This window comes from Occallatibacter riparius (assembly GCF_025264625.1).
Classification (GTDB): domain Bacteria; phylum Acidobacteriota; class Terriglobia; order Terriglobales; family Acidobacteriaceae; genus Telmatobacter; species Telmatobacter riparius.
Genome location: NZ_CP093313.1, coordinates 105,127 through 127,320 on the forward strand (window position 1 = coordinate 105,127; position 22,194 = coordinate 127,320).

At 63.4% G+C, this 22,194-nt stretch carries 7 protein-coding genes; 2 read left to right on the forward strand and 5 right to left on the reverse strand.

The window, feature by feature from the left end; translation table 11 throughout:
• Positions 1-35: 35 nt before the first annotated feature.
• From MOP44_RS00350 to MOP44_RS00370, 5 genes are read right to left on the reverse strand one after another with little or no spacing between them, the layout of a single operon-like run.
• On the reverse strand, positions 36-4,133 hold the full coding sequence (locus MOP44_RS00350; protein ID WP_260793903.1) for a hypothetical protein: 4,098 nt from the start codon (positions 4,131-4,133) through the stop codon (positions 36-38).
• Complete coding sequence (locus tag MOP44_RS00355) at positions 4,123-5,190, reverse strand: hypothetical protein (RefSeq protein ID WP_260793904.1); 1,068 nt, start codon at positions 5,188-5,190, stop codon at positions 4,123-4,125. Before MOP44_RS00355 ends, MOP44_RS00350 begins: the two co-directional genes overlap by 11 nt.
• Positions 5,191-7,008, reverse strand: a complete 1,818-nt coding sequence (locus MOP44_RS00360) for a hypothetical protein (protein ID WP_260793905.1) — start codon at positions 7,006-7,008, stop codon at positions 5,191-5,193.
• Entirely contained in the window at positions 7,005-17,084 is a 10,080-nt protein-coding gene (locus MOP44_RS00365; RefSeq protein WP_260793906.1) for a DUF6603 domain-containing protein, read from the reverse strand. Before MOP44_RS00365 ends, MOP44_RS00360 begins: the two co-directional genes overlap by 4 nt.
• Complete coding sequence (locus MOP44_RS00370; RefSeq protein WP_260793907.1) at positions 17,081-17,722, reverse strand: hypothetical protein; 642 nt, start codon at positions 17,720-17,722, stop codon at positions 17,081-17,083. The genes MOP44_RS00365 and MOP44_RS00370 overlap by 4 nt, the downstream gene beginning before the upstream one ends.
• Positions 17,723-18,681: 959 nt before the next feature.
• Between MOP44_RS00370 and MOP44_RS00375 the strand changes: the two genes are divergently transcribed.
• Together MOP44_RS00375 and MOP44_RS00380 are read left to right on the forward strand one after the other, a co-directional pair.
• Positions 18,682-19,011: a PadR family transcriptional regulator gene (locus MOP44_RS00375; protein WP_260793908.1), complete on the forward strand. Its 330-nt coding sequence runs from the start codon at positions 18,682-18,684 to the stop codon at positions 19,009-19,011.
• 11 nt (positions 19,012-19,022) lie between these two features.
• Positions 19,023-21,758 carry an ABC transporter permease gene (locus MOP44_RS00380; RefSeq protein WP_260793909.1) on the forward strand — a complete coding sequence of 912 codons (2,736 nt, stop codon included), beginning with the start codon at positions 19,023-19,025 and terminating at the stop codon, positions 21,756-21,758.
• The last annotated feature ends 436 nt before the right edge of the window (positions 21,759-22,194 follow it).

Genomic DNA, 22,194 nt, shown 5'->3' on the forward strand with positions numbered 1-22,194 from the left:
TCTCCTCAGTTCGTGATTGGGTTGGGACGTATCGATCAAGATTTCGAAGTGCCGGGCGGAGGGGGTGGCATCATGCGCATCCAGCCCTCAGTACCTGTGGCGGGATCGGGGCGCAAGTGCGCATCCTGGGTGGCGGCAACGATGGGGTCTTCCTGCCAGGTAGTGATGTCCGCGCGATGGTCCCAGCTCCAAGTGCCGTGGATCTCGTTGGGGACGGGCATGCGGATAGTTTTGGGATCGACGAGTACGGGACCGAAGCGGAAGGTGGGCGAGATTGCGGCCAGCGCGGCGGCGACCCACTCGCGGCGCATGCCGATCTGCTTGCGGGGGAGGACGCCTGTGGTGGCGTGCACGAGGCAGTGCGGTTCGACGAGCAGGGTGAGGTTGACGATCTGGTTGGGGTGAATGGTCAGCAGGCCGCTGGTGTCGACGTAAGGATGGTTGACGGGGGTGTCGCCTTCGGTGACGTGGTCGCCGATGTCCTCAGAGAACTGCTGGTAGTAGTTGTCAGCGGCGGCAGCCTGATCAAGAAAGCCCTGGCCGGGGCCGACCTTGCGGGCAAAGCCAGCTACGGCTGCGTCGGCGCAGTAGAAGCGGGTGTAGTCGTCATTGACGAAATAGCCCAGTAAGCCATCCTGCCAGTGGGTGACCGCGCCGAGGCGAAGGGAAACGGAGCGGATGTCGAGTTCGGTGGGAGCGATTGGCTCCTGCACTTCGAGCTGCACCTGGGCGCGCATGATGGCGACGGGGTGACCGACGAGGAGAGAGAGGTGCTCGTCGGACGAGCTGGCGAAGGGATCGACGGCCCAAAGGGTGGAGTCGATGATGCGGAGGATGGCGGAGAGGGCGTCTTCACCCAGGCCGGTGGCGGTGGCATCGGCGAGGCCCCACTGAAGCAGGCCTTGGGCAATTCCCGCGGCGAACTGGTTGGGTATGGCGCGCTGGGGCGTTTGGCCAACGGTTGCGGCGACGCCGGGAGCGGCGTCCCAAATGACGCCTGCCTGGGGATCGGGCCGGACAAAGCCGAGGTTTGCGCCCGCGCCGTCAAAGAATTCCAAGTCGCCATCGAGGTGGTTGGGCATGAGGAATCCGCAGACTGGGGAGGTGGAGGCGTCGGCTTCCTTCGAGCCGTCCTCCGCGGTCATGTAGCGGAACCAGAGGCGCGAGGGCGAGGTGAAGCGGGGCGGCAGAGCGAGTAGTTCGGGGCGAGTGGGGATCTCGAGGGGCTCGGATTCAACAAGGTCGAGGGCGTTGATGTTGGTTGCGTCGGATGAGCCCGCCAGATCGAGGAACTGGCCGAAGCCGTCGACGAGGCGGAGGCGGAGGATGCGGAGGAAGCCGGCGCGGAGCGGGATGAAGGGGGTGGGGGGGATGGGTCCACTTGCGGGGACGGACTTGCCGTCGGGGAGATTGCCGCCGCGCATCTGCCGGGTGAGATTGTCGGCGGCGCCTGAGAGGACGTCCATGCTGTCGAGGGTGTCGAGAATGTCCTGGAGGGTGCTTCGGTCGATGGCGGAGCGGCCGTCCTGGGTGGAGGTGTTGGAGCCGGTGACGGTGATGCTGATGTCGGCGGCCATGGCGGCGTAGGCGTTGAGGGCCATCTCGGCGAACCCCGAGTGGTACTTGATGTGTTGATTGGGAAGCAGATTCCCTGCCCCTCCGGCAGCCTGGGCCTGGCTGATGGCCTGGCGAAGACTGGCGGCGGCTGTGGTGGCGGCGCCTCCGGTGAGGTGGGCCCGGCCGGCGAGGGTGAAGCTGCCGGCGGGCTGGGAGTCGGGGGTGACGTTGGCGGGAACCTGGATGGGGCCAGGGTCGGGCGTGGCCGGAGCTGCTTTGGGATCGGTGGAGTAGTCGATTTCGCCGAGACTCCAGTCGGCAACGGCGTGAGTGGAGGGGATGTACTCGATCTGCCAGTCGAGGTGGATGGGGTTCCAGGGGCGCACGGGCGGCGTTATGGCGATGGGGGACGGCAGGGTACCGGAGATTCCGCTGAGGGCAATGAGCTGGCTGTGGTCGTAGCGCGGATCGCGCGTGGCCCACCACGCGGTCTGCTCGACCATGAGGCTGCGAGCTACCTGATTGATGGTGGCGGTGCTGGGCGCGGTTCGGGCTTCGGCGGCAAACGGGGGGGCGTTGCGGGTGGTGGCTGATCCACGAAAAGGTGCCACTGGGTTGAGCGCGGATTCGGCGAGGTGAACGGCCGCGGAGGGGTCGAGGAGGATGCACTCGCGGAGAAGGTCTTCGCATTCGGGCGGGATGCTGCCGTTTTCGACGCCGCGGTCGAGGATGGCGTCCGGTGTGGAGCGAATGCGCGGGGGGAGTCCTTCGACGCCGGGGATGTTCTGGACGGCGGGGCAGCTCAATTCTGTGAGGCAGAAGCCGGTGAGGCGGACGGCGAGGGTATTGTCCTGGGAGAAGCGTGTGTCGCCGCCGTGCTTGAAGGTGCGGCTTGCGCCTTCAAGGAGGAAGACGGGCTCACTGGGATAGAAGAGGCGCGGGAGGGCGCGGCGCACTTCCTCAGTGTGCGCGGGGATCTGCTTCTGGACGGGCGTGGGCACGACGAAGTTGATCGCCGAGGCCAGACCGCCGGAGAGGATCTCGGTTTCGCGGATGGTCTGGAGGGATTCAGAATGCCTGACTGTGGAAAAGCCTTGCGCCTCGATCACGGTGTTGCGGAATTTGCCGCTGTCAAAGGCGGTCTGACGCGGGTTGCCGGCTTTGGAGCCGTGTGACGGGAAGACGCCGGGAGCCGGGTTGACGGGGTTGGGGAGGGGGGGTGGGGTGTCCGGCATGGCGGGAATATTGATGGTTTCGGTGGTGAAGCCGCCGTCGATGGACGCGAAGGAGTTGGAATGCAGCAGGACGTCGAGGCGGGCTCGGCCGTCGGGCTGCTCGAGATCGGCGAGAGAGCTGAGCAGGAAGCCTTCGAGGATTCGGGCTTCGTCGGGCTTGTTGTTGTGCTGGGCGACGAGGGCGGCGAGGGCTTCCGTGATGGTGTTGCCGATGGCCACGTTGACGGAAGAAGCGGCGGGCGGTCCGCCGACTTCGCCGGAGAGGAGGCCGCCCTCATTGCCTGGCCAGCCGATGCCGGGCCATCCAATGGCGACGACGGAGCCATGCATGAGCGTGGCATTGGGCCACCAGGAGCCATCCGTTGAGTAAGGACCCATGGCCATGCCCTGATCGTCGAACTCAGGCATGGAGGAGGGCTCGTCGGTGACGGCATAGCCAACGGCGTCCGCGTTCGCGTTGAGGGCGTCGTTGTAGGCGGTGGAGGAGTTTCGAACGTTGGATTTGAGACCGAAGCCGCGGGCAGCGACGACGTATTTGCGGGCGTGGTGGATGGATTCGTCGAGTTCTCCGGCGGCGAGCTGCCACTGAAGCTCTTTCATTTTGGCGTTGAACTGGGTGAGGGATTTGACGGAGTGGTCGCCGAGGGGGTCGAGGGCGGGGTTGGAATACCAGCCGCAGACGAGATAGCTGATGGGGCCAAGGCTGATGTCGCTGAGGGGGTCGTAGAAGGCGAGGCGGTCGACGCAGTTGTCGTAGTAGGCGGTCCAGGCGACGTCACCGAGGGAGGTGACGGTGAGCGGATTGTTGATGGCGTCCGGGGAAGGAGCACCTTCGGTGAAGGAGTCGAGGTCGATGTGCTGGGGGACTTTGTCGCCAGCGCGGAGCACCCAGCCGCGAATGGACCGCATGCCGGTTTTGCTGCCGGTGAAGGTGCGGCCGGAGGGCGACATGCGCAGAACCAGCCAGCGGTCAGGCAGCGCGGGGAAGGTGGCAGTGTCGCCTTCGGCCTGGCCGCGGGTGAGCGCGTCAGGCACGGCCCAGTGGAGATAGACGCCGGAGGCGCGTTGCTGGCCGAGTTCGGTGAAGGGGTCCGGCAGGATGTCATAGCGGGTGGGGTTGGGATCTTGAGGAGAGGGTTTCAGGCGGCAGTCGGCCCAACCCTGCGCAGCTTCATTCGGGCGGATGACAAGGGCGTCGAGCTGGACCGGAACGAGGACGCGCGGCGTGCGAATGAGGAACGGATTCCACGAGTTGATGACGCGCTCGTTAATGCCATAAGCGGCGGCCGCGGAGAAGGCAGCGGCCTTATCGGTAAAGCTGACTTTTGTATCAATGGCCATATTTAGTCACCAGCTTTTCGGTCTCGGTGAGGGTGGCGACTTCCGCAACGCGCTGGGCGATGTAGCCGTGCGCCACGAAACCGCCGGAGGTGTTTTGCGTCCCTGCGTTGTCCACCGTGCCCTCGAAGCGCTGGCGCCACGGTGGGTCGAGGACCGCGATGGCGTAGCTGGCGGAGCCAGTGACGGGAACGGCGGTGGGCACAGGGCCAATGCCGCTAACCGCGGAGGTGCGGACTTTATTGAGTCGGCGGTAGAGCTCGGTGACGTGCACGACGCGGGAGTTCGTGGCGCGGAATGGGACTTCGATGTCGTAGTAGGAGCTTTGCGTGTTGGGAACGGGAATCTGCTCGGCGAATTTGTCGCGCAGGTAGAGGCGAGGAATTCCGGAGCCATCGAGATGGACGCCGAACATGACGCCTGCGTGGGGCTCTTCGAGGGTGACGAGCTGCGGCACGCCCTGGAAGAGCGCGATCATGACGCCTGGGGAAAGGAGTTCAAGCCGGAGGGTGGTTAACTGCTGGGATTGCGGATAGGGGTCGGCAGGATAGAACTTCTCGGGGACGGCGGTCTTGTAGGCGCGCACGTCCATGTGCGGCCAGCCACTGACGGCGGAGGAGCGGAGCAGGAAGCCGGTGACGGTGTCAGCGGGCGCGGTGTGCTGGTCGTTAATGGTCTTGGCGTCAATGAATCCCTTAAGGCCGCGCTGGAGGACGCGCACGACGCGCTCAGTGAGGTCGAGCTGCTGGTGGACGGCGGGGGCGTGGCCGTGGTGGTGGGCCTGCTCGCGCGTTCCGATTTTGCCCACGGCGATGGCGCCGTCGACGAGGCGATCGGTCCAGGAGCGGTCGAGATAGAAGAAGCGGATGGATTCATCGGGGAGCAGGCGCTCGTCGGGAACGAGGTAGTCGAAGGGCACGCCGACGAGGAGACGCAGATGGGCGAGGAACTGCTCCATATATGGAGGCATTTCCGATTCGGGCTCGGTGACGGCGAGCTGAATGGGACGCTTGAGGCGTTCCGTGAGGGCGGTTCGCGATTGAATCCACGCTGGGCGCATTCAAATCCCCAATTTCTGCTGGACTGCGTTGAGGGCCAGGTCACGTGCGGACTGGAGGCGGTCGAGGGAGGCGGTGTCTCCGACGACCTGGGCAAGAGTTGTGGCGTTGCGCACGGTCTGCGCGGGCGCGCTGACCACTGTGCCGATAGCGCCGGGCTCGCCGCCGAGAATGGCGGTGGCTTCGTCGATGCTGGCGAGGCCCCAGGCCTGCTGAAGCTCGGAGGGGTTCATGCCCGGAGCGCGGCCGGCGGCGTTGAGACCGTAGGTGTCGGCAACCTGATCGACGCCTGTGATTACGCCTTTCGCAGCGTTGTAGGCAACGACAGATGCGACGGGCTTATGAATCTCCAGTTGCTGATCGAGCGGAATGGCGGCCTGGATCTGCAGCAAGGAGTCGAGACGCACGGACTGGCGATACGATTCTCGACGCCAACGCATGAGCTCCTGCGCGAGGCGCGGATCGGCAGCAGCGAGGAGGCGTCCGCACTCGAATGCGGCGGCGTAGCTGATGTCCTCCGCGCCTGTTTCAGGAGTGACGCGGCGGCATTGATCCGCGGAGTGGTACGTGAGCGGATCGCGCGTGAGAGGCACGGGCACGAGCGGGCCGCGATACCAGACGTCCTCTGGTTCGCCGGCGCGGTCGACGATCTTGATGGGAATATGACCGGTGTCGATGACGGGAGGATGGCCTGTCTCTTCGACCGTGCCCAAGGTGGAGACGTTGATGCGCTGCACATAATCGCGGAAGGTGCCGGTGCCGGTGCACTCGAATGTCCAGCTATGGAGTAGGACGAGCTGCTTGGTCTCGATGTAGAAGTGGAACTCCGGCCCGACGACAACATCAATGGCATCGCTGACGTTGCGATCAGCGACGGTTTCGAGGATAGCGCTCCGAGTGATGACTGTTGTGTCGAAGGCCTTGTTGAACCCTTGCTTTGCGTTGAATTCGGCAACGGGAGCGTGGCCGAGGAAGGGGTGCTCGTTGTCGGCCTCGGGAGGGTTGTCGTGTACGAGATTGGGCTGGTCGAGAATGACATTGCCGACGACGCCGAGGAAGTAAGGCACGGCGACGGGTGGAGGATCGGCCTTGACTAGGTCTGTGCGTTCTTCGAGCGAGACGAGGCAGGCGCGGTATTTTGCGTTGGGCGAGGGGAGGCGGTTGCTGGTGACGATGGCGTAGAAGCCGGTGCTGGACGCAGCGTTGAGCTCCTTGTCATCGACATTGACCTGGCGCACATGCGTGAGGAGCGAAAGCTCATCGAGGCTGGGGAGGATGGACTGGAGTAGATTGGCCTCGACCTCGATGGAATCGCAGACGATACCGTCGGGGACGTCAAGATTCGCGTAGCAGTCGGCGGGCATGATGCTCTTCAGCTGCACATTCTGGTGGAGCGTGTATTCGCCCTCGGCGAGGAGGAGGAGCGCGAGCCAGGGCGTGGGGGCGAACTCCCCGGCCTCAGGAAAGGGGTTCGGCTGCGGAGTCAAGGGATTGGAGCGTGACTTGGGCGTGCCGAATTTGCTGAGATCGACGCTGAGGCGGCGCTCCCAGGGAAGGGTGCGGCGCGAGATGGCGATCTGCGGAATGAATTCGTCGAAGCCGCCGTGGCCGTTGCGCGGAGGATAGACGCCGCCGACATCGGTGGCCGGGAGGGTGAAGCGCGGGCCTTCGATATCGAAGTAGCCGCTGTTAGCGTCAAGCGCGGGGCTCCCGCCATCGTAGGTAACGTCGGTGTTCACGTCGATGCGATAACTGCCATCGGTGAGTGGCGGCGTGACGCAGTCGTACATGTACATGGATCCAATGGGCGGCGTGCTCATACGGCGACTCCTGTGGGGACGATGTCAATGGTTCCAGCGTGCGTGCCGGCGGCGGATTCTCCGCCAGCAGAGAGGCGGATGGAGACACTGCCGTCGGGGGTGAGGGGGCCGTCGGCGACGACATGCTCGGGGACCTTGCCTTGCAGGTCAGTGGCCCACTCCTGCGCATTGCCGGGAAGGCCGACGACGCCGGACAGACGCCAGCCTTTTGTGCTGGCGACGCCGATGACGATGCGGGCGGCCTTGGGGTCGATTTTGGCAATGTCGTAGAGCAAGGCGCGGCGGCGTCCACCGAGGATGCGAATGGGATTGGAGGCGAGGGTCGCGCCCTGGGCGCTGATGGCGAGGTCGCCGTCGTCGCTGGAGGTGGCGTCCTGAAGGTCCAGCAGGATCATGACGGCGCCAATGTGCGTGGGCAGCCATGTTTCCGTGCCGATCTGGCCAGCGACTGCATCGGCAGCACGGACCATGGTTTGCGCGATGGCCTGACGCTCGCGGAGGGGGATGTGGGTCTGCGGCAGGACGAGGCAGGAGCCGCGGCTAAGGAGGGTGGTGGGACCGACCTGCGGCAGCAGATTGTTTGCCTGCCATCCGGCAACGGTTTTGCGGCCCGCGGGCGCGGCGGTGAAACTGATGGCGGCGAAGCCGGAGGTGCGTGCGGAAACGCCGGCGGGAAGATTGCCCAAGCACTCAACGGAGAACATGCCGCACTTGGGCGGGATCTGAATCTTGGTGGAGACGGCGGGAGGATACTCGGCGTCAGAGAGCACGGACCCGCCGCGGGTGAGGAAGGTGATGCGGAAGGCGGAGTCGCCGGTGATGACGAGGGTGTTCTGCAGGTTTGCGGGAACGTCCCAGACGTGGGTTGTGCCGGCGGGAACGGTAAGGCCGTTGCCGACGAGGTCGGCTTCGGCCTGCGCGATCTGCTGCTGATGTCCTTTGCCGGACACCCAGCCGAGTTCCGTGGAGCGCAGTGTGCTGGAGGCTTTGGCGATGCGCGTAGGCGCGGGGGCCGAGGCGCCCTTGACGCGCAGCAGACCGGAGCCGGGGACGTCGGCCAGGGGCGCGGCCATACGCAGCACGCCTGCCGCGGCAGCGACAGATTTGACGGTGGTGCGGAGGGTGGTGGGGACGTCGCTCACGACCTGCGGTAGTCCGCGTAGGACGGCGCGGAGGCGTGGGCCTTCGAGTGCGACGGGCAAAACGACAGGGGGCCGGCTGATTATGGGCGGTGCGGACAGAGCAGGGGCGCGCATGGTGAGGCCGGTGGTGATGGGAGCGATCTGCGGCGGAGACGAGCGGCGATAGAGCATGGCGCGGTTCGCAACCCGCGAGTTGCCGGGCGTGGGCAGACCGCTGGTGGTGCGCTGCTCTGCGAAGAAGCCACCCGAGCCACTGGTGATGGCGCTGGCGATCTCGTAGACGCTAGTGGAAGCCGTGGAGGCGGTGAGCGCGAGGTACTCTTCGGCGGCTAGACCGAAGGCCTGGTATTGCGCGTAACTAAAGGTGAAGTCGGTTGCGAACGGCAGTGGGCGGCTGTTGCCAACGTCGTAGAGCTTGGCGATGGGAATGAGGGCTGTCTGCTCAGTAAGCACGCAGAAGCCCTGGATGGTGAATCCGACAATCGCCGGAATCGTGTTGGCCGCGGCGGGCATGTGGGTGGGATCGAGCCAATGCCACGTTGCCTCGGAGACCTTGCCGATGATGGGGGTCATCGTCCAATGGAGCGAGTCGATTTGCAGTTCGGCATCAGCGGGCGGGCTCTGGACGCTGATCTGGACCCACTGATCGTGGTTGTCTTTGCCGAAGAGCGAGATGAACATGGTGCTGTCGACCGACTCTTTGTTCATGGGAGCCAGGTCGATTACGTGCACCTGGTCGCTGTGATCCTTCGTGCCCTGAACGAAGTCGGTGGTAATGCTGGCGGGGAGCTTGGTGTCGCACTGGAAGGAGAATTCGCTAAGCATCTTCCAGGGCTTGTCGATGGTGCCGGGGGCCGGCTCGGCTCCGGACGGAGACGGAGGCACGAGGCCCTTGAGGACATTGACGCGGAAGGCGTTGCCGTTGGGGTCGTTGCCGAAGAGGTACTTGGTGGCGAAGATGTTGAAGTCAGTGATGTAGGGCGGCTGCGGGTTGGCATCGGGTCCGAACGGGACGGTGATGGTGCAAATGCCGAGATCGACGGAGACGGTGCCATGCAGCGGCGGGCCTTCAATGGTGAGCGTTGCGCCCAGCGACAGCGTGATGTGGACGCCGATGCAGAAGCCCCAGAAGCAGACCTGAATGGCGATGGTTGCGCCGACGGAGACGCCGATGTCGATGGTGTAGTAGAAGGGGTCCCAGGAGATGAGGAAGTCAGCGAAAGCGGTGAACCACACGTACGCGCAGGAGATGCCGTAGGTGAGCTCGAGCTTTCCGCCGGCCATGATGCAGGTGTTGGTGAGCGCGAAGTAGTTTTCGCCCTTGATGTTGGCGCCGATGGGGAGAGCCCAGCGGAAGCCGAGACGGGGGACATCGGGGAATTGCGTGGGCTTGTGGAATTGCGGGTGGTAGCCGCCGATGGTGATGACGAACTGTCCCTGAGGGAACCACATGAAGTAGGCAAAGCCGCCGGTGAGCTGGCAATCTTTGTCGAAGATGTAGGAGTTGTCAGTGAGCTGCGCCTGGATGGAGAGGATGCCCTCAGCGGAGGAGAAGCGCGCCTTGATGGCAAGCTCGACGGAGACGAGTGCAGTGTCGTCTGAGGGCACCGCAAGTCGGGCGACGCCCAGAACGCCTACTTCGACGCCGCGGTCGAGCGCGACATAGACGATGGCGGTGACGTGCACGATGACGAAGGTGGTGCCGTGCAGACCAACTGCAAGCCAGAGGCTGCCCCGCTTGGCAGGGATGCTGTCGCGGATCTGCATGAGCTCGCCCATGGGGTCGTTGGCGAGCGCGCCGCCATCATCGAGGGCCGCGACAAGGATGAACTCGGGGATCTTGTTCATGTCGTCGGGAACGATGAGTTCGCGGTTGTACCCGACGCCGAGGCCGATAGCTTCGACTTCAATGACCGGCGGAATGCCGATGACGATGAACACGCCGGCGAATACGAAGATGCTGGTGTAGTCGCCCGAGGCATCGTGCGGCTTGGAGTACGCGCCGACGGCGACGAGGCCGAATTCGGTGATCTGGATGAGCAGCATGCCGTCGTACTCCACGGCGGGGCCGCTGTCGTTCTTTAGCAGAGCGCCTGCGATGGTGACACCGGGAGTTTGGAAGCTGAGGGCAAGTCCCTTTAAATCGAGCGACCATTTGTCGGGATGCATGAGGGACTTGTAGGGAATGGTGACGCCGAGTTCGTCGACCTGGCCGGTGAGCGGGCCGACCTTGACAGTGGCATCGAGGACGAGCGAGGCGGAGGTATTGCCGTTGAAGATGATGCCGATCTGGTCGAGATAGATGGGGCCAAGCTGCGCGTGGACGCCGATCCAGATGGGCTTGTTGTCGCCGGAGATGAGGATGTGGAAGGTGTCGTCGCCCGCGGGACTGGCCCAATACCAAGCGGCGACATCGACGCCAGGATTGACGGGTTGCGAATCGCCTCCGCCGTTGCCGCCATTGCCGCCGCCTCCGAGAAGGCCCGCAGCGACGGGATTGTTTCCACCTACGTTGCCGCCGGTGGCTTGGGAGAGCGGCAGGCCGAGCTTGTCGATTTCGACACCGGCGCCGGGGGAATCGAAGGTGAAGTTGCTGGAGGTTCCGTTGGTGAATCCAGCGTGGAAGAAGGAGTAGAGGCGCACGCCGCCAATGCGGAACCCGTTGCTGTTGACGAGCGGCGCATCGTTCGCGCCGGTGAGGCCGAGACCGAGGCCGGCAACGGTCAGTTCCGGAGTGAACTGGAATGAGGGGCTGATTTGGAGGAGTGACAGCGTGACGCCAGCATCGAAGGTGCTGCCCCACTCGGTGGGTGCGCCGAAGAGCATGGAAAGGTCGTAGTCGCCGACTGTGAAGTCAATCGCGCCCTTGAGATTGACACCGATCTTGCCACCGCCATTGGTGAGGCCGATGGAGAGGTGGTCAGTGATGTTGATGCTGATGCCCGTGGCGAGCGCGTTGAGGACACCGCTCACGAGCTGCGTGACGGTGGGGAATGAACCATTGAGAACGAGGTCGGGACCGCTGGGGACAGCAATGCCAGAGCCGGTGAGGACAGTTCTGACTTGCGGACCTGAGGGCCAGAGGTGCGTGTCAAAGGTGTTCTTGATGACGGCGGTCTTGAGCAGCGTGTTGCCGACCAGCGGGACCAGCCATTTCTCGATAAGCTTGGCGGGATCAGGATTGGTGACGCTGACAGTGGGCAGGAGATCAACGGTCATGGGGCCATTGCCGGTGTTGTCGGCGAGCGGATAGAGCGAGAGGTGGAAGGTGCCGCCGCTCTCGCTGAGCGCGATGGTCGGCGTGACGGAGATGCCGAGTGCAGCATCGAGGTCTGCGCCGAAGCTGGTGGAGACGGCGATGTTGCCGAGGGCGTATCCACCGGCGGCGGAGAGGACGAGCGCACCGGAGCCGAACTTGAGCTGGTTGATGCCGATGGTAGCTGAAGGACCGGAGGCATCCCAGCCGAGAGCGACATTGATGGTGCCGGAGTCTGCACCGCCCAGCGGGAAGTTCCATGTAACTACGCCGGCGGTGGAACTGACACTTCCGGGCAGGATGCCGGCGAGCGGCGAACCACCGCTGAAGAGAGCGGCGATTTTGCTTGCCGCGTTGGCAGGGTTCGCGGTGAAGGTCGACAGCCATGTGCCGTTGAGCATCGCCTTCAGATCGTTGGCGTGCGCGGCAAACTTTCCAGCGTTGTCGTAGATGCCCACCGCCGTGGCAATGTTCAGCACAAGAGTCGGCACGGGGCCAGGTCCGACTGCCGTGACAAGGGCGTCGAGGACCTGCGGCAGAAGGCTCTCGAGGGCGTTGGCGAGCGTGCCGAGGCCACTGAATGTGGGCAGGATCTGGATGGGAGCGGTGGGTGGAACGCTGACCGGAGCAACAGAGAGCGTGACACCCGCGGCGCTGCCGCCAAAATTTACGGTGACGGCGCTCCACGCGCCTGCAACGGCGGCGGGAAGCGGGATGGTGAAGGCGACGGAGCCGGTTGGGCTCGGGTGCAGCAGCGCGTCGAACGACACGCCGCCAGTGAGATTGAGCACACCGCCGATGGCTGCTGTGGTCTGAACTTGCAGCTTGATCGGGTCGACGGCCGTGCCCGCGCCGGAGGCGGTGATTTGGAGATCACCGGGGAGCGTGAGCCCGGGGCCGGCAGGGAGGCCCGCGAGATTGCCGATGAACTGCAGGAATTTTGTGAGCTTTGCGGAGTCGAGCGTGGTGCCATTGCCAAGCGCTGAGGGCTGCGTGAGGAGCGGGGACATCGACGTGAAGAATGTGTCGATGGGGCCGACATTAATGCCGGGGCCGGCGAGGGCTTCGAGGACCGCGGAGGTTGCGCCGGAGAAGAGCATGCGCGGGAGCGCGTTGGTGAGCATCGCCTGAAGGGAGGCGGGGCTGGGCGTCGGGATGAGCGTGATGGGCTGCAGCCACGGCTGAGCGGAGGCCGTGAGGTGCTGAGTAGCGGCGTCGAAGACGAGGCTGAATGCGCCGAGGGTGAAGGAGGCGTCGAAGTCGGGCGTGAAGCCGGGGAGGCTGACGCTGGCATCAAGGGTGATTCCGGTGGAGTCGGCGATGGACCATCCCGCGCCGGTGGTGCGGATGCCGACGGCCCAGGGGTTTGGAAGCACGTAGAGCTCAAGCGGCAGGCCGGCGAGTTGGAGCGTCCACTCGGGGACGGCGACCGCGCCGCGGCTGGGAATGATCTGCGTAGCCGAGATGAAGCCGGCGATGCCCGCGGCCGAGTTGATCGCGTTGGTGAACTGCTGGGAGAGGTAGCCAATGGGGTCGGCGATGAGGGCGTTGAAGGCGTCGGCGGAGATGCCGATGCCGCCGTGTATGTCGGCGACGGCGATGTTGAGTGCCTGGAGCGTGGTGAGAAGGATGTCGGCGGCCGAGCCGGAGGGCGGCGTGGGCTGGCTGATTCCCTGGAGAACGGCACCGAGCAGCGCTTGGGCGTTGGGATGCGCGATGTCGACCAGTTCAGTGACGGGACCGTGCCAGGAGACCTGGTGAAGGCTGATGACGGGATCGACCTTGAGCGTGCCGTCAGGATAGATGTCTGCGCCGATCTCAGCCCAGCGGACGCGCACGTCAACCGGCGGGAGGCCGGGAGCGGCAATGGCACTGGACGCGCCGATGAGCCATCCGTTCGGGTTGACGAGATTGGCGCGGACGAAGACGGCGTGCTTTGGGTGTGGCGGAGTGGGGGCGCCGGAGTGCAGAGGGATCTGGAAGAGATCGCCGCGAATGGTGGTGTCGACGGCGAGGGTTCCGGAAGCGACTGTGGCCTGATTCACGTGGGCGCGCGCGCCGATTCCGATGTGGGTGGGTGCGGGCGGCGTCACGGCCGGATTGGCGGCTGCGTGGGCCACAGCGGAAAGAGCGGGCTTGAGCGCGTCGAGGAGGCCGGAGCCAATCTGGCTGCCGAGCGCGAAAACAGGGCGGCCGCCGCTGTCGATGGATGCCGGAGCGGTGATGGGCGTGGGGAATGATCCGGCTGGGAATGGCGCGGCGACGGGAAGAGCGCCACCGACAGCAGGCAGATAGCCGTCGAGCGCGAGCAGGAGGAAGTCGATAGCGTCGCGGAACGATCCGGCGGCAATGTTGTCGCGCAGGAGCTTGATGACCCGGAGGGCATCGGCGATGCGGGTTTCGGCGAGCGAGTCGAGGCTGGAGCCAAGGTGCGGAGTGCCGAGTGTGATGAGTCCCTGCACTAGCGCGGAATTGGCCTGGGTGTACTTGAGGGCCGCGATGCCGGCTGTTGAGTGAGCAACGAGAGTGACGGGAGTGGCGCCGTTGAGCTGCTGCACGCGAGCGACAAGGCGGCCGATCTGGGCGACGAGGGAATCGGTGTTGCCGGTGGCGTCGTCCTGCAGATCGGCGGTGTACCAGGATGCCTGTGCAGTGACGGTGGTGAGATCGACCGACGCGGGATCGAGGCCGGGGACGCGCAAGTTGAAGCTGGTGTTTGCCGCGGTGGTTCCGTGGACGTTTGGATCAGCGAGAAGCGCGTTCCATATGGTGTGATCGCTGAAGGCGGGACCAAGGAGGAGCACCGTGCGCGCGCTGCCCGCACCTCCGGCCATGGTGTCGACCTGGGAGAGGATCTGGGAGATAGCCTGCGGGTCAGAGGGCTGCTTGTTATGCGCGCTGGTGAGGGTGGTTCCGGCGGTCCAGTTTGGACTGGTGGGAACCTGGGATGCGAGCTGGGAGACTCCGTCGCCATTTTCGAGAACCGCGGAAAGGTCGTTCAGCGCAGAGGTAAGCAGGATGGGATCGTTGTTGTAGATGGCGTTGCGGAGTTCGGGTAGGAACGCTGCGACCGATTGCGCGGTTTGGAAGAAGCTGAAGAAATTGTCGGCGCTGGTTGCCGCACTGACAAACGCGTTTGCCCACGAGGGCGGCGGGCCGGCGGGTTCGAGCCAGAGCAATGCATCGAGTCCGGCGCTGGAAGTGGTGGCGAGCGGCAGCGCCCATGGATCGTCGTAGGTTCCGGAGCCGGTGATGGGCAGGGTGAAATCCGGGAGAGGATCGCCGGGGATGTCGGGCAGTGCGTCTGCGAGGAGGCCGCGAAGCCACGGGAAGAGTTGAGGCAGGAAGGCCTCGCCTTCAGCAGAGACACCGGTGGCAATCTGCTGCAGCCACTTGCGCACGGCCGTGAATGGATCGCTGAGCAGAGAGCCGGCTGCGCCGGGGTCGGCGAGAGTGGGCCAGTCGGAGGGGAGTCCATCGAGGCCGCTGTGAATGCCGAGCAAGCCTGCAAGGGTGTACGCGGGCACTCCTCCCCAGGAGGCGAGGGCGCGCGTGAGGACCAGGCGCAGCAGCAGTTCGAGATTGGGAATGGTGATGCCGAAGCCAGCGGCGATTGCGGCAGGATTCGAAACGTCGAAGGCCGCAGCGTTGGGGAATCCGACAAAGGGGACATTGACTGTGCTGCCTGCGTAAGAGACGGAGATGTTGTGGACGCCAGCCGTCCACGTGACGGGGGAGCCGGGGATGAAGGCCATGTCGGCGGCAAGATCGCCGACGGAGATGGAGAGGCCTGCCACATCGGGAACGGCGGGGATGGGCTGGATGCCGATGTGGGCGTGCTGGCCGGCCATCAGCGAGACAGCGCCTGCTCCGCTTTGCGGCAGATCAAAGGCCAGCAGTTCACTCAGCCAGTAGATTTCGAACGGCGCCTGCGAGAAGGATGCCCGGAGACCAAGGCGGAGTTTTTGAGGATCGGCTGCATTGCCGCTGGTCTGGTCGTTCCAGGCGGCGAGCTCAACGTGGAAGCCGGATGGCGGCGCGAGTTCGAGAACCCAGGGATTGTTGCGCGTGCCGGAGCCAGTTACGGCGGTCGCGATGCCAACCATTCCGCCGATTTCTTCAAGCATGTGCGACCACGGATGCGCACCGTCGAGGAGCACCGAACGATGAACGGCGGCAATAGCGTGGGCGGGATTGGAGACGAGCTGCGCGAAGTTGAGAGTGTGCGGCGATGCGGCATCGTTCTCCGGCTTCACGATACCGATGAGGGCGGCGAGATTGCGCCCGGGACCGGTGTTGCCGAGATAACTTGCGAGGAGGTTGCCGACGGTGGCGGAGAGATCGCTGGCAACGCTGTCAGCATTGGTGAGATCGATCTTCGGGTAATGCGTGGTTGTGCCGGCGACGGTGAAGTCGACCGAGTCGATTTCGAGCAGCGGCTGAAGGGCCGTGCCTGTCCAAGTGAATCCAGCGCGCAGTTTTTGTGCAGCGATGGTGGCAGTGTTCACCAACGCGCCTGCGCCGAGCGCGCCAGGGGCGATCGCGATCACGGAAGCCGAAGGCAGTACGGACGCCGAACCCGTTCCAGTCACCGGGATGGAAGCGAGAATCGCGCTGCCTTCAATCCGCAGCGGAGGGTTGGGGCCGGAAGGAATCACGCGAGCCTGCAGGCCGAGAAGCAGCGATGTCGTCGATGAAACAGTCTTCGTGGCGAGCGTGATGTTCAGGCCTGAACCAGTCGTCGCTCCAAGAGCGAGGATCGGCACAACCCATGGGTCGGATTCGCTGCCGGTACCGGAGGTGGCGGCCACGGCGTTTCCGAGCAGGCGCGCCAGATGCTGAAGCCATGCGGCGATGGGTGCGGCGGCGCCTCCCTGCAACAAGGACGCGAACCACTGATTGAGGGCAGCAGGGTTGCCGAGTTGCTCGAACGGGAATTGCGGAATTGCGGAGTCTCCGAAACCGAGGAGAGGGAGGAGGTTGTCTGCGACTGCGCCGGCTACGCCTCCACCGCCAGCAAGGGAGTGGAGTTGCTGCTGCATGAAGGCGACGATGAGATGTATGGCCTCAGAGCCGAGGTTCGACGGGTCGAGGAAGACGTTCTTCTTGCCTGTGTTGTCGAGTTGCAGGCCCTGGAGTTCGACTGTGAGAGTGGCTGGATGCGGGCCTCCGAAGGGCGTGAGGCTCGCGATAACGATCACGTCATCCAGCCCGATCGGATCGGCGCCGAATGCTAGGCCAAGGTGAACGCGCAGGCTCAGGTCGAGCGGGCCGTCCGGTGTTCCGGCGACAGCTTCGGCGTTGCCGCCGTTGACGCTGACCAGAGGCAGATGCGCACGCAGCGATGCCAGGGGCGTTGAGCCGTCTGAATGGAAATCGCCGGCAAAACCGAAGGTGAGATTGTGCGCTGTGTTTACGGTGAGGTACGCGTTGCCGCGCGTCTGGTCGCTGAGAAGCGGGTGCCAGGTTTCGCTGGCGGGAAGATCGGGCAGACTGGCGGGCTCGAGCAGGGCGTCCAGGACGCGCAGGAACGCGGCTCGCTGCGTGTCGTTGGTGAAGATGGCTTGAATGTGATCGAGCGGGTTGCCGAACCAGTCGGCGTTGAGGCCGCTGTCGTTGAAGAGCCCAATGGCTTTAGCGAGATCGAGGATTTCGTTACCAAGCTGAGGATCGCTCATGCGACGCCTCCCGCAGACTGGGTGAGGGCCTCACCGGCTGCAAGATGAAGCTTGCCCGCGGACGCGGCGAGACCGCGCGGCGTCAAGTTGCGCTCGGAGGCGTGGTCCGATGCAAGGCTCATCAGGCTTGACCAGACGGCGCTCTGCAACTGCCGTCCCCAGCACGATGCGAGGGCGCCCAAACCGCGGGGCAGGTCATCAGTGGCGGCGATGAGGCCGCCCAATTCTCCGGGCCCGCCAACGGCGAAGGCGCAGACGAGCGGGGTGCGCCCGGTCTGGTCCGTTTCGAGGTCAACGGAAACGAGAACCGTGCGGTCGAGGATCTGCACCGAGGCGGAGTCAAGGTGGACGAGGACCTCGTTGCCGTGATCCACCCAGATCACCTTCTTCGGCGGCGCGCCCGTTGTGGACGCAACAGGCACACCGTTGGCCGAGGTGCCGACAAGGCGCACTGCGATTTGCGCGGTTACATCGGCCTCGGCCAGCTGGTCGGGGATTCGGTAAACCGGCGGGCATGGATCAGGCAATGGTGGTGGAATCGTCTGCCGCGAGCGCCGTGCAAGCCAGATGCCAATCAGAATGCCGACGAGCAAAACGAGCAGAAGGAGAACGATGAACAACAGAACACCTGTGCCCATGGGGACTCCGTGTGCATGAGTTTGATCCGGCAACAAAAGAGGTGCTCTGCCGTGGCGCGCAATCGCGGGGAAACGACGAGAACTCTGAAAAAGAACAGATTCAAACCATTACAGGGGCCAACGTGCGACCGTCAACAGGAAAAACTGTTGCGATACAGATTGCAAAGCTCCGCTAGATGACATGAGACCAGTGCCCACGGAGTAATGAGCAACCAACATGTTTATGTGGCCCCTTACATGCGCTTGTGACAGGCTCTGATGTGCGAAGAGCGTTTGTGCGTTGCGCGATCCTGCCTCAACAACGGTCTGCGGCCGGGTGCGAGAGTCCATCAAGGACTGCCGGAATTGAGAACGTCGGTCATCAAATGCTGGCGCGTCGGATCAGGGCGCTGCGACTTTACTTCAGACCAACTGAATCGCTGTCCTGCACGCGCATGGCGCGAGGCCGCGACGGCGGCGTCAGAATGCATGCGCGACATATAGCTCTTACGATCTCCCCGAACGCGTGCGTCCCGTCGAAGAGGAAAGCGGCGCGGTCGCTTCCGACAGCGGTGAAGGTGTTGTCGACGCGACATCCAGGTCTGACGAAAATCGTGGAAGCGGGTCGGCAGAGCCTGACGTCGGGATGTGCGTAAATCCGGTGTTGATTCTGACGGAGCGCGAGCTATTCGGCTAGTTTCACTTCCGGGGAATTCTCTGAGTTGTGCGGTACGGATTCGCAGATGGCGCGGGATGTTCATGCAGAGCGAGATCAGAGAGGTATGCGAATTCACACGGCCTCTAACCCGGAGCGTGCTGTCCTACTTAACTCCGCGCGCTCGCCGGGACAGTATCGCTGTTAGGCGCTGTTCACCAGAGCGCAGGAGAATCCCGAGATCTGTTGACATAGATAGTCTATGGCAGTAGGGTTGTGACATAGACTGTCTATGCCAGAGAGCTTTGTTCGAGCGAGGTGTTGCATGCAACGTGATGAGATTCCGCCGGGGACACTGGATTTGCTGATCTTGAAGACGCTAGCGCTGCATGGCCATCTGCATGGGTATGAGATTGCCAACTCAATTCAGCGCATGTCGGACGAGGTACTGCAGGTGGAAGAGGGTTCGCTGTATCCGGCACTGCAGCGGATGCTGATTAAAGGCTGGGCGACGGCGGAGTGGGGCATGACCGCCGGCAACCGACGGGCACGCTACTACAAACTGACAGCTGCGGGGCGGAAACAGCTGGTGATAGAGGTTTCGCAGTTTGAGCGCGTAATGGGAGCCATTACACGGGTGATTCAGACGGCGTGAGGAGATGAGCCATGAGTGAGCCACGCGAGCTTTGGCGCCGAGTGCGTATGCTGTTTCATCGGCGACGGTTTCAGGCGGATCTCGAAGAGGAGATGCGCCTGCACCTGGAGTTGAGAACGCAGGAGCATGCGGAGAATGGCCTGAGCGCAGAGGCAGCGCGACGGATGGCTTATCGGAAATTTGGCAATCCGACCGTAATCAGGGAGAAGAGCTATAAGGCATGGGGATGGGAATGGCTGGAGAGCCTGGTGCAGGATGTGCGGTTCGCGCTGCGGCAGTTGTGGAAGACGCCAGGGTTTACGGTGACTGCGATCCTGACGCTCGCGCTGGGCATTGGCGCGAATTCGGCGATCTTCACCCTGGTAAACGCCGTGCTGCTGAAGGATCTTCCGGTAGTCGACCCTCAGTCTCTGGTGCGTTTGGGCGACTCCGACCAGTGCTGCGTGAATCGCGGTCCCGAAGACGGCAATAACTACTCGATCCACTCCACCGATACTTGGCACCGGTTCCAAAAGAATCCTGAGTTTGAGGAACTGGCTGCAATGCAGGCGGGGCTGAACGCGCTGGTGGTGCGACGCGAGCACTCGGACGAGTCCGCACACTCGGTCAATGCGGAATTCGTCTCCGGCAACTACTTTCACATGTTCGGGCTGCGGACCGCTGCTGGACGGCTGCTCCAGAACAGCGATGACGTGCAGGGCGCTCCGGCCACCGCCGTGATGAGCTATGCGCTGTGGGAGCGTGATTATGAGCGTGACCCCTCAGTTGTTGGATCCATTTTCAGGGTCAACACCAACCCAGTGACTATCGTGGGCATCGCTCCGGAGCAGTTTTATGGCGATCGCATGCAGAGCACGCCGCCGGCGATTTATCTCCCTATCGAATCGATGTCGGCGATTCGAGGCAAGGACTACGTTGATGAGCCGGAAGCGCGGTGGCTCTACCTGATTGGCCGTGTGAAACCGGGCACAGCGCTCGCTCAGCTGCAGGTGAAGCTCTCGGTCCAGTTGCGGCAGATGTTCGCCACAAACAAATTTTTCTCGGGTGCCCACCGCCCCTTGATTGATCGCGTGCAGGTTCCTCTTACTCCGGGCGGTGCAGGCATCCAGAATATGCAGGATTCCTACCGGTCGAACCTGCATCTGCTGCAGTGGATCGCCGGGCTGGTGTTGTTGATTGCCTGCGCCAACGTCGCGAATCTTCTGCTGGTACGTGGCACGGGGCGCAGGATGGAGATGAGCCTGCGCACCGCGCTGGGTGCGGCTCGGGCGCGGATTGTGCGTCAGTTGCTTACAGAGAGCGTGCTTCTGGCATTGATCGGCGGCGTCTCTGCACTGGCGGTTTCGTATATCGGAGCGGAACTGCTGCTGAAGCTGGCTTTCCCGTCCTCGCAGGATCTGCCCATCCATGCGACTCCCTCGCCGACGGTGCTTGGATTTGCGATTGCGCTTTCGCTGGTCACCGGGGTGCTGTTCGGTGTCGCTCCGGCTTGGATCTCGGCGAGCGAACAGCCTGCGGATGTGCTGCGCAGCGGCTCGCGTACGACGACGGGAGGGATCTCGGTGCTTCAGCGCGCGCTGGTGGTGATACAGGCAGCGCTTTCGCTGGTGCTGCTGGTGGGTGCGGGTGTGTTTGCACAGAGCCTCAGCAAGCTCGAGCATCTAGACCTGAAGCTTGACTCCACCAACCGCTACATCGTTCACTTCGATCCGCAGTCTGCGGGCTATACTTCGGCGCAGTTGGCGGTTCTCTACCCGACGATCGAAGACCGCTTCCACCAGATTCCCGGTATGGTCAAGGTCGGTATCAGCACCTACACGCCGATGGAGATGTACAACGACAATATGAATGTCAGGATCCAGGGGAAACCGGATCCGGATCGAAGTTCGTCGTACGTATGGGTCAACTCGGAGTACTTTGACTCCGTAGGTACGCGCGTGGTCATGGGCCGCGGGTTCGCCGCGCAGGACACAACCAAGACGGCCGCTGTCGCGGTGGTTAACCAATCGTTCTTGAAGGCCTGCTTCAAGCCAGGGGAGAACCCGATCGGTACGCGCCTCGGAGGCACGAATTCGCCAGGCGATTTCGAGATCGTCGGTGTTGTGCAAGACACTACCTACGGCAGCGTGTATTGGAAGGACCACTCCATGTTCTTCCTTCGTCTGCTGCAGCGGCCGGCGGGGGACAAGAAGCCGACAAACTACGTGTTTGCCAGAGCGATTGTGCTGGAGACAGGCCAACCCATGGACAACATGGAGACGCTGGCGCGACAGACCCTTACCCGGATCAATCCGAACCTGTCTGTGGTGAAGTTCCAGACGTTCAGTTCGCAGATTGGAGAGCAGTTCACAGATGCGCGGATGCTCTCGCGGCTGATGACGCTCTTCGGCGCCCTCGCACTGCTGCTAGCGGCAGTCGGACTATACGGAGTTACCGCCTATGGGGTCGAGCGGCGCACGAGCGAGATCGGTGTGCGGATGGCCCTCGGCGCCGAGCGCGGTAGCGTCGTTGCGATGGTTCTGCGCGGCGCGATGCTGCAGACAGTGATTGGACTAGCGATTGGAGTGCCGGTGGCGTTCTACGGGGTAGCGCTGGTGAAGTCGCAACTTTATGAGATGAAGACGGTGAACTCCGGAGCACTGGCGGTGGCAATCGGAACTTTGCTAGCGACGGCGTGCGTCGCCGTATTGATACCGGCACGGCGTGCGGCCTCTGTCGATCCTGCGCGGGCGCTGCGGCAGGAGTAGAGGAGGTGTTCAAAATGTATCACGGAGCGACGCAAAAGATACGCTGGTTTCATCTCCATCGATTACAAGATTTGCGCTGGATCTGCTGCATCTCCTTGCCAAATAACGACTCTCAATTTGAATGTCAAGGGCAGCGCTCATCGAACGTGAATTCTGCGTCGATGGCAGGATAGCTATCGATAAACGGCTAGTCTCCATCTTTCCTCCGGTGGCCAGCGTGCGTATCACGGCCGACGCGCTCTCTTGATCAAACACTTCACGAGCGTCGCGGCATAAACCTCGATCACCGTCGCTCCATGCGTTTCGAGACCCAGCGCTGTAGATCTGGATGAACGGTATGGTCTTGCAGGCACAGAATGTACCAGGTGGGCTTCGATTCCAGGGAGTGCTCTGGAGCTTCTGCTGAGTGAAAAGGTCGGCGTGCGGCGGAAAATGC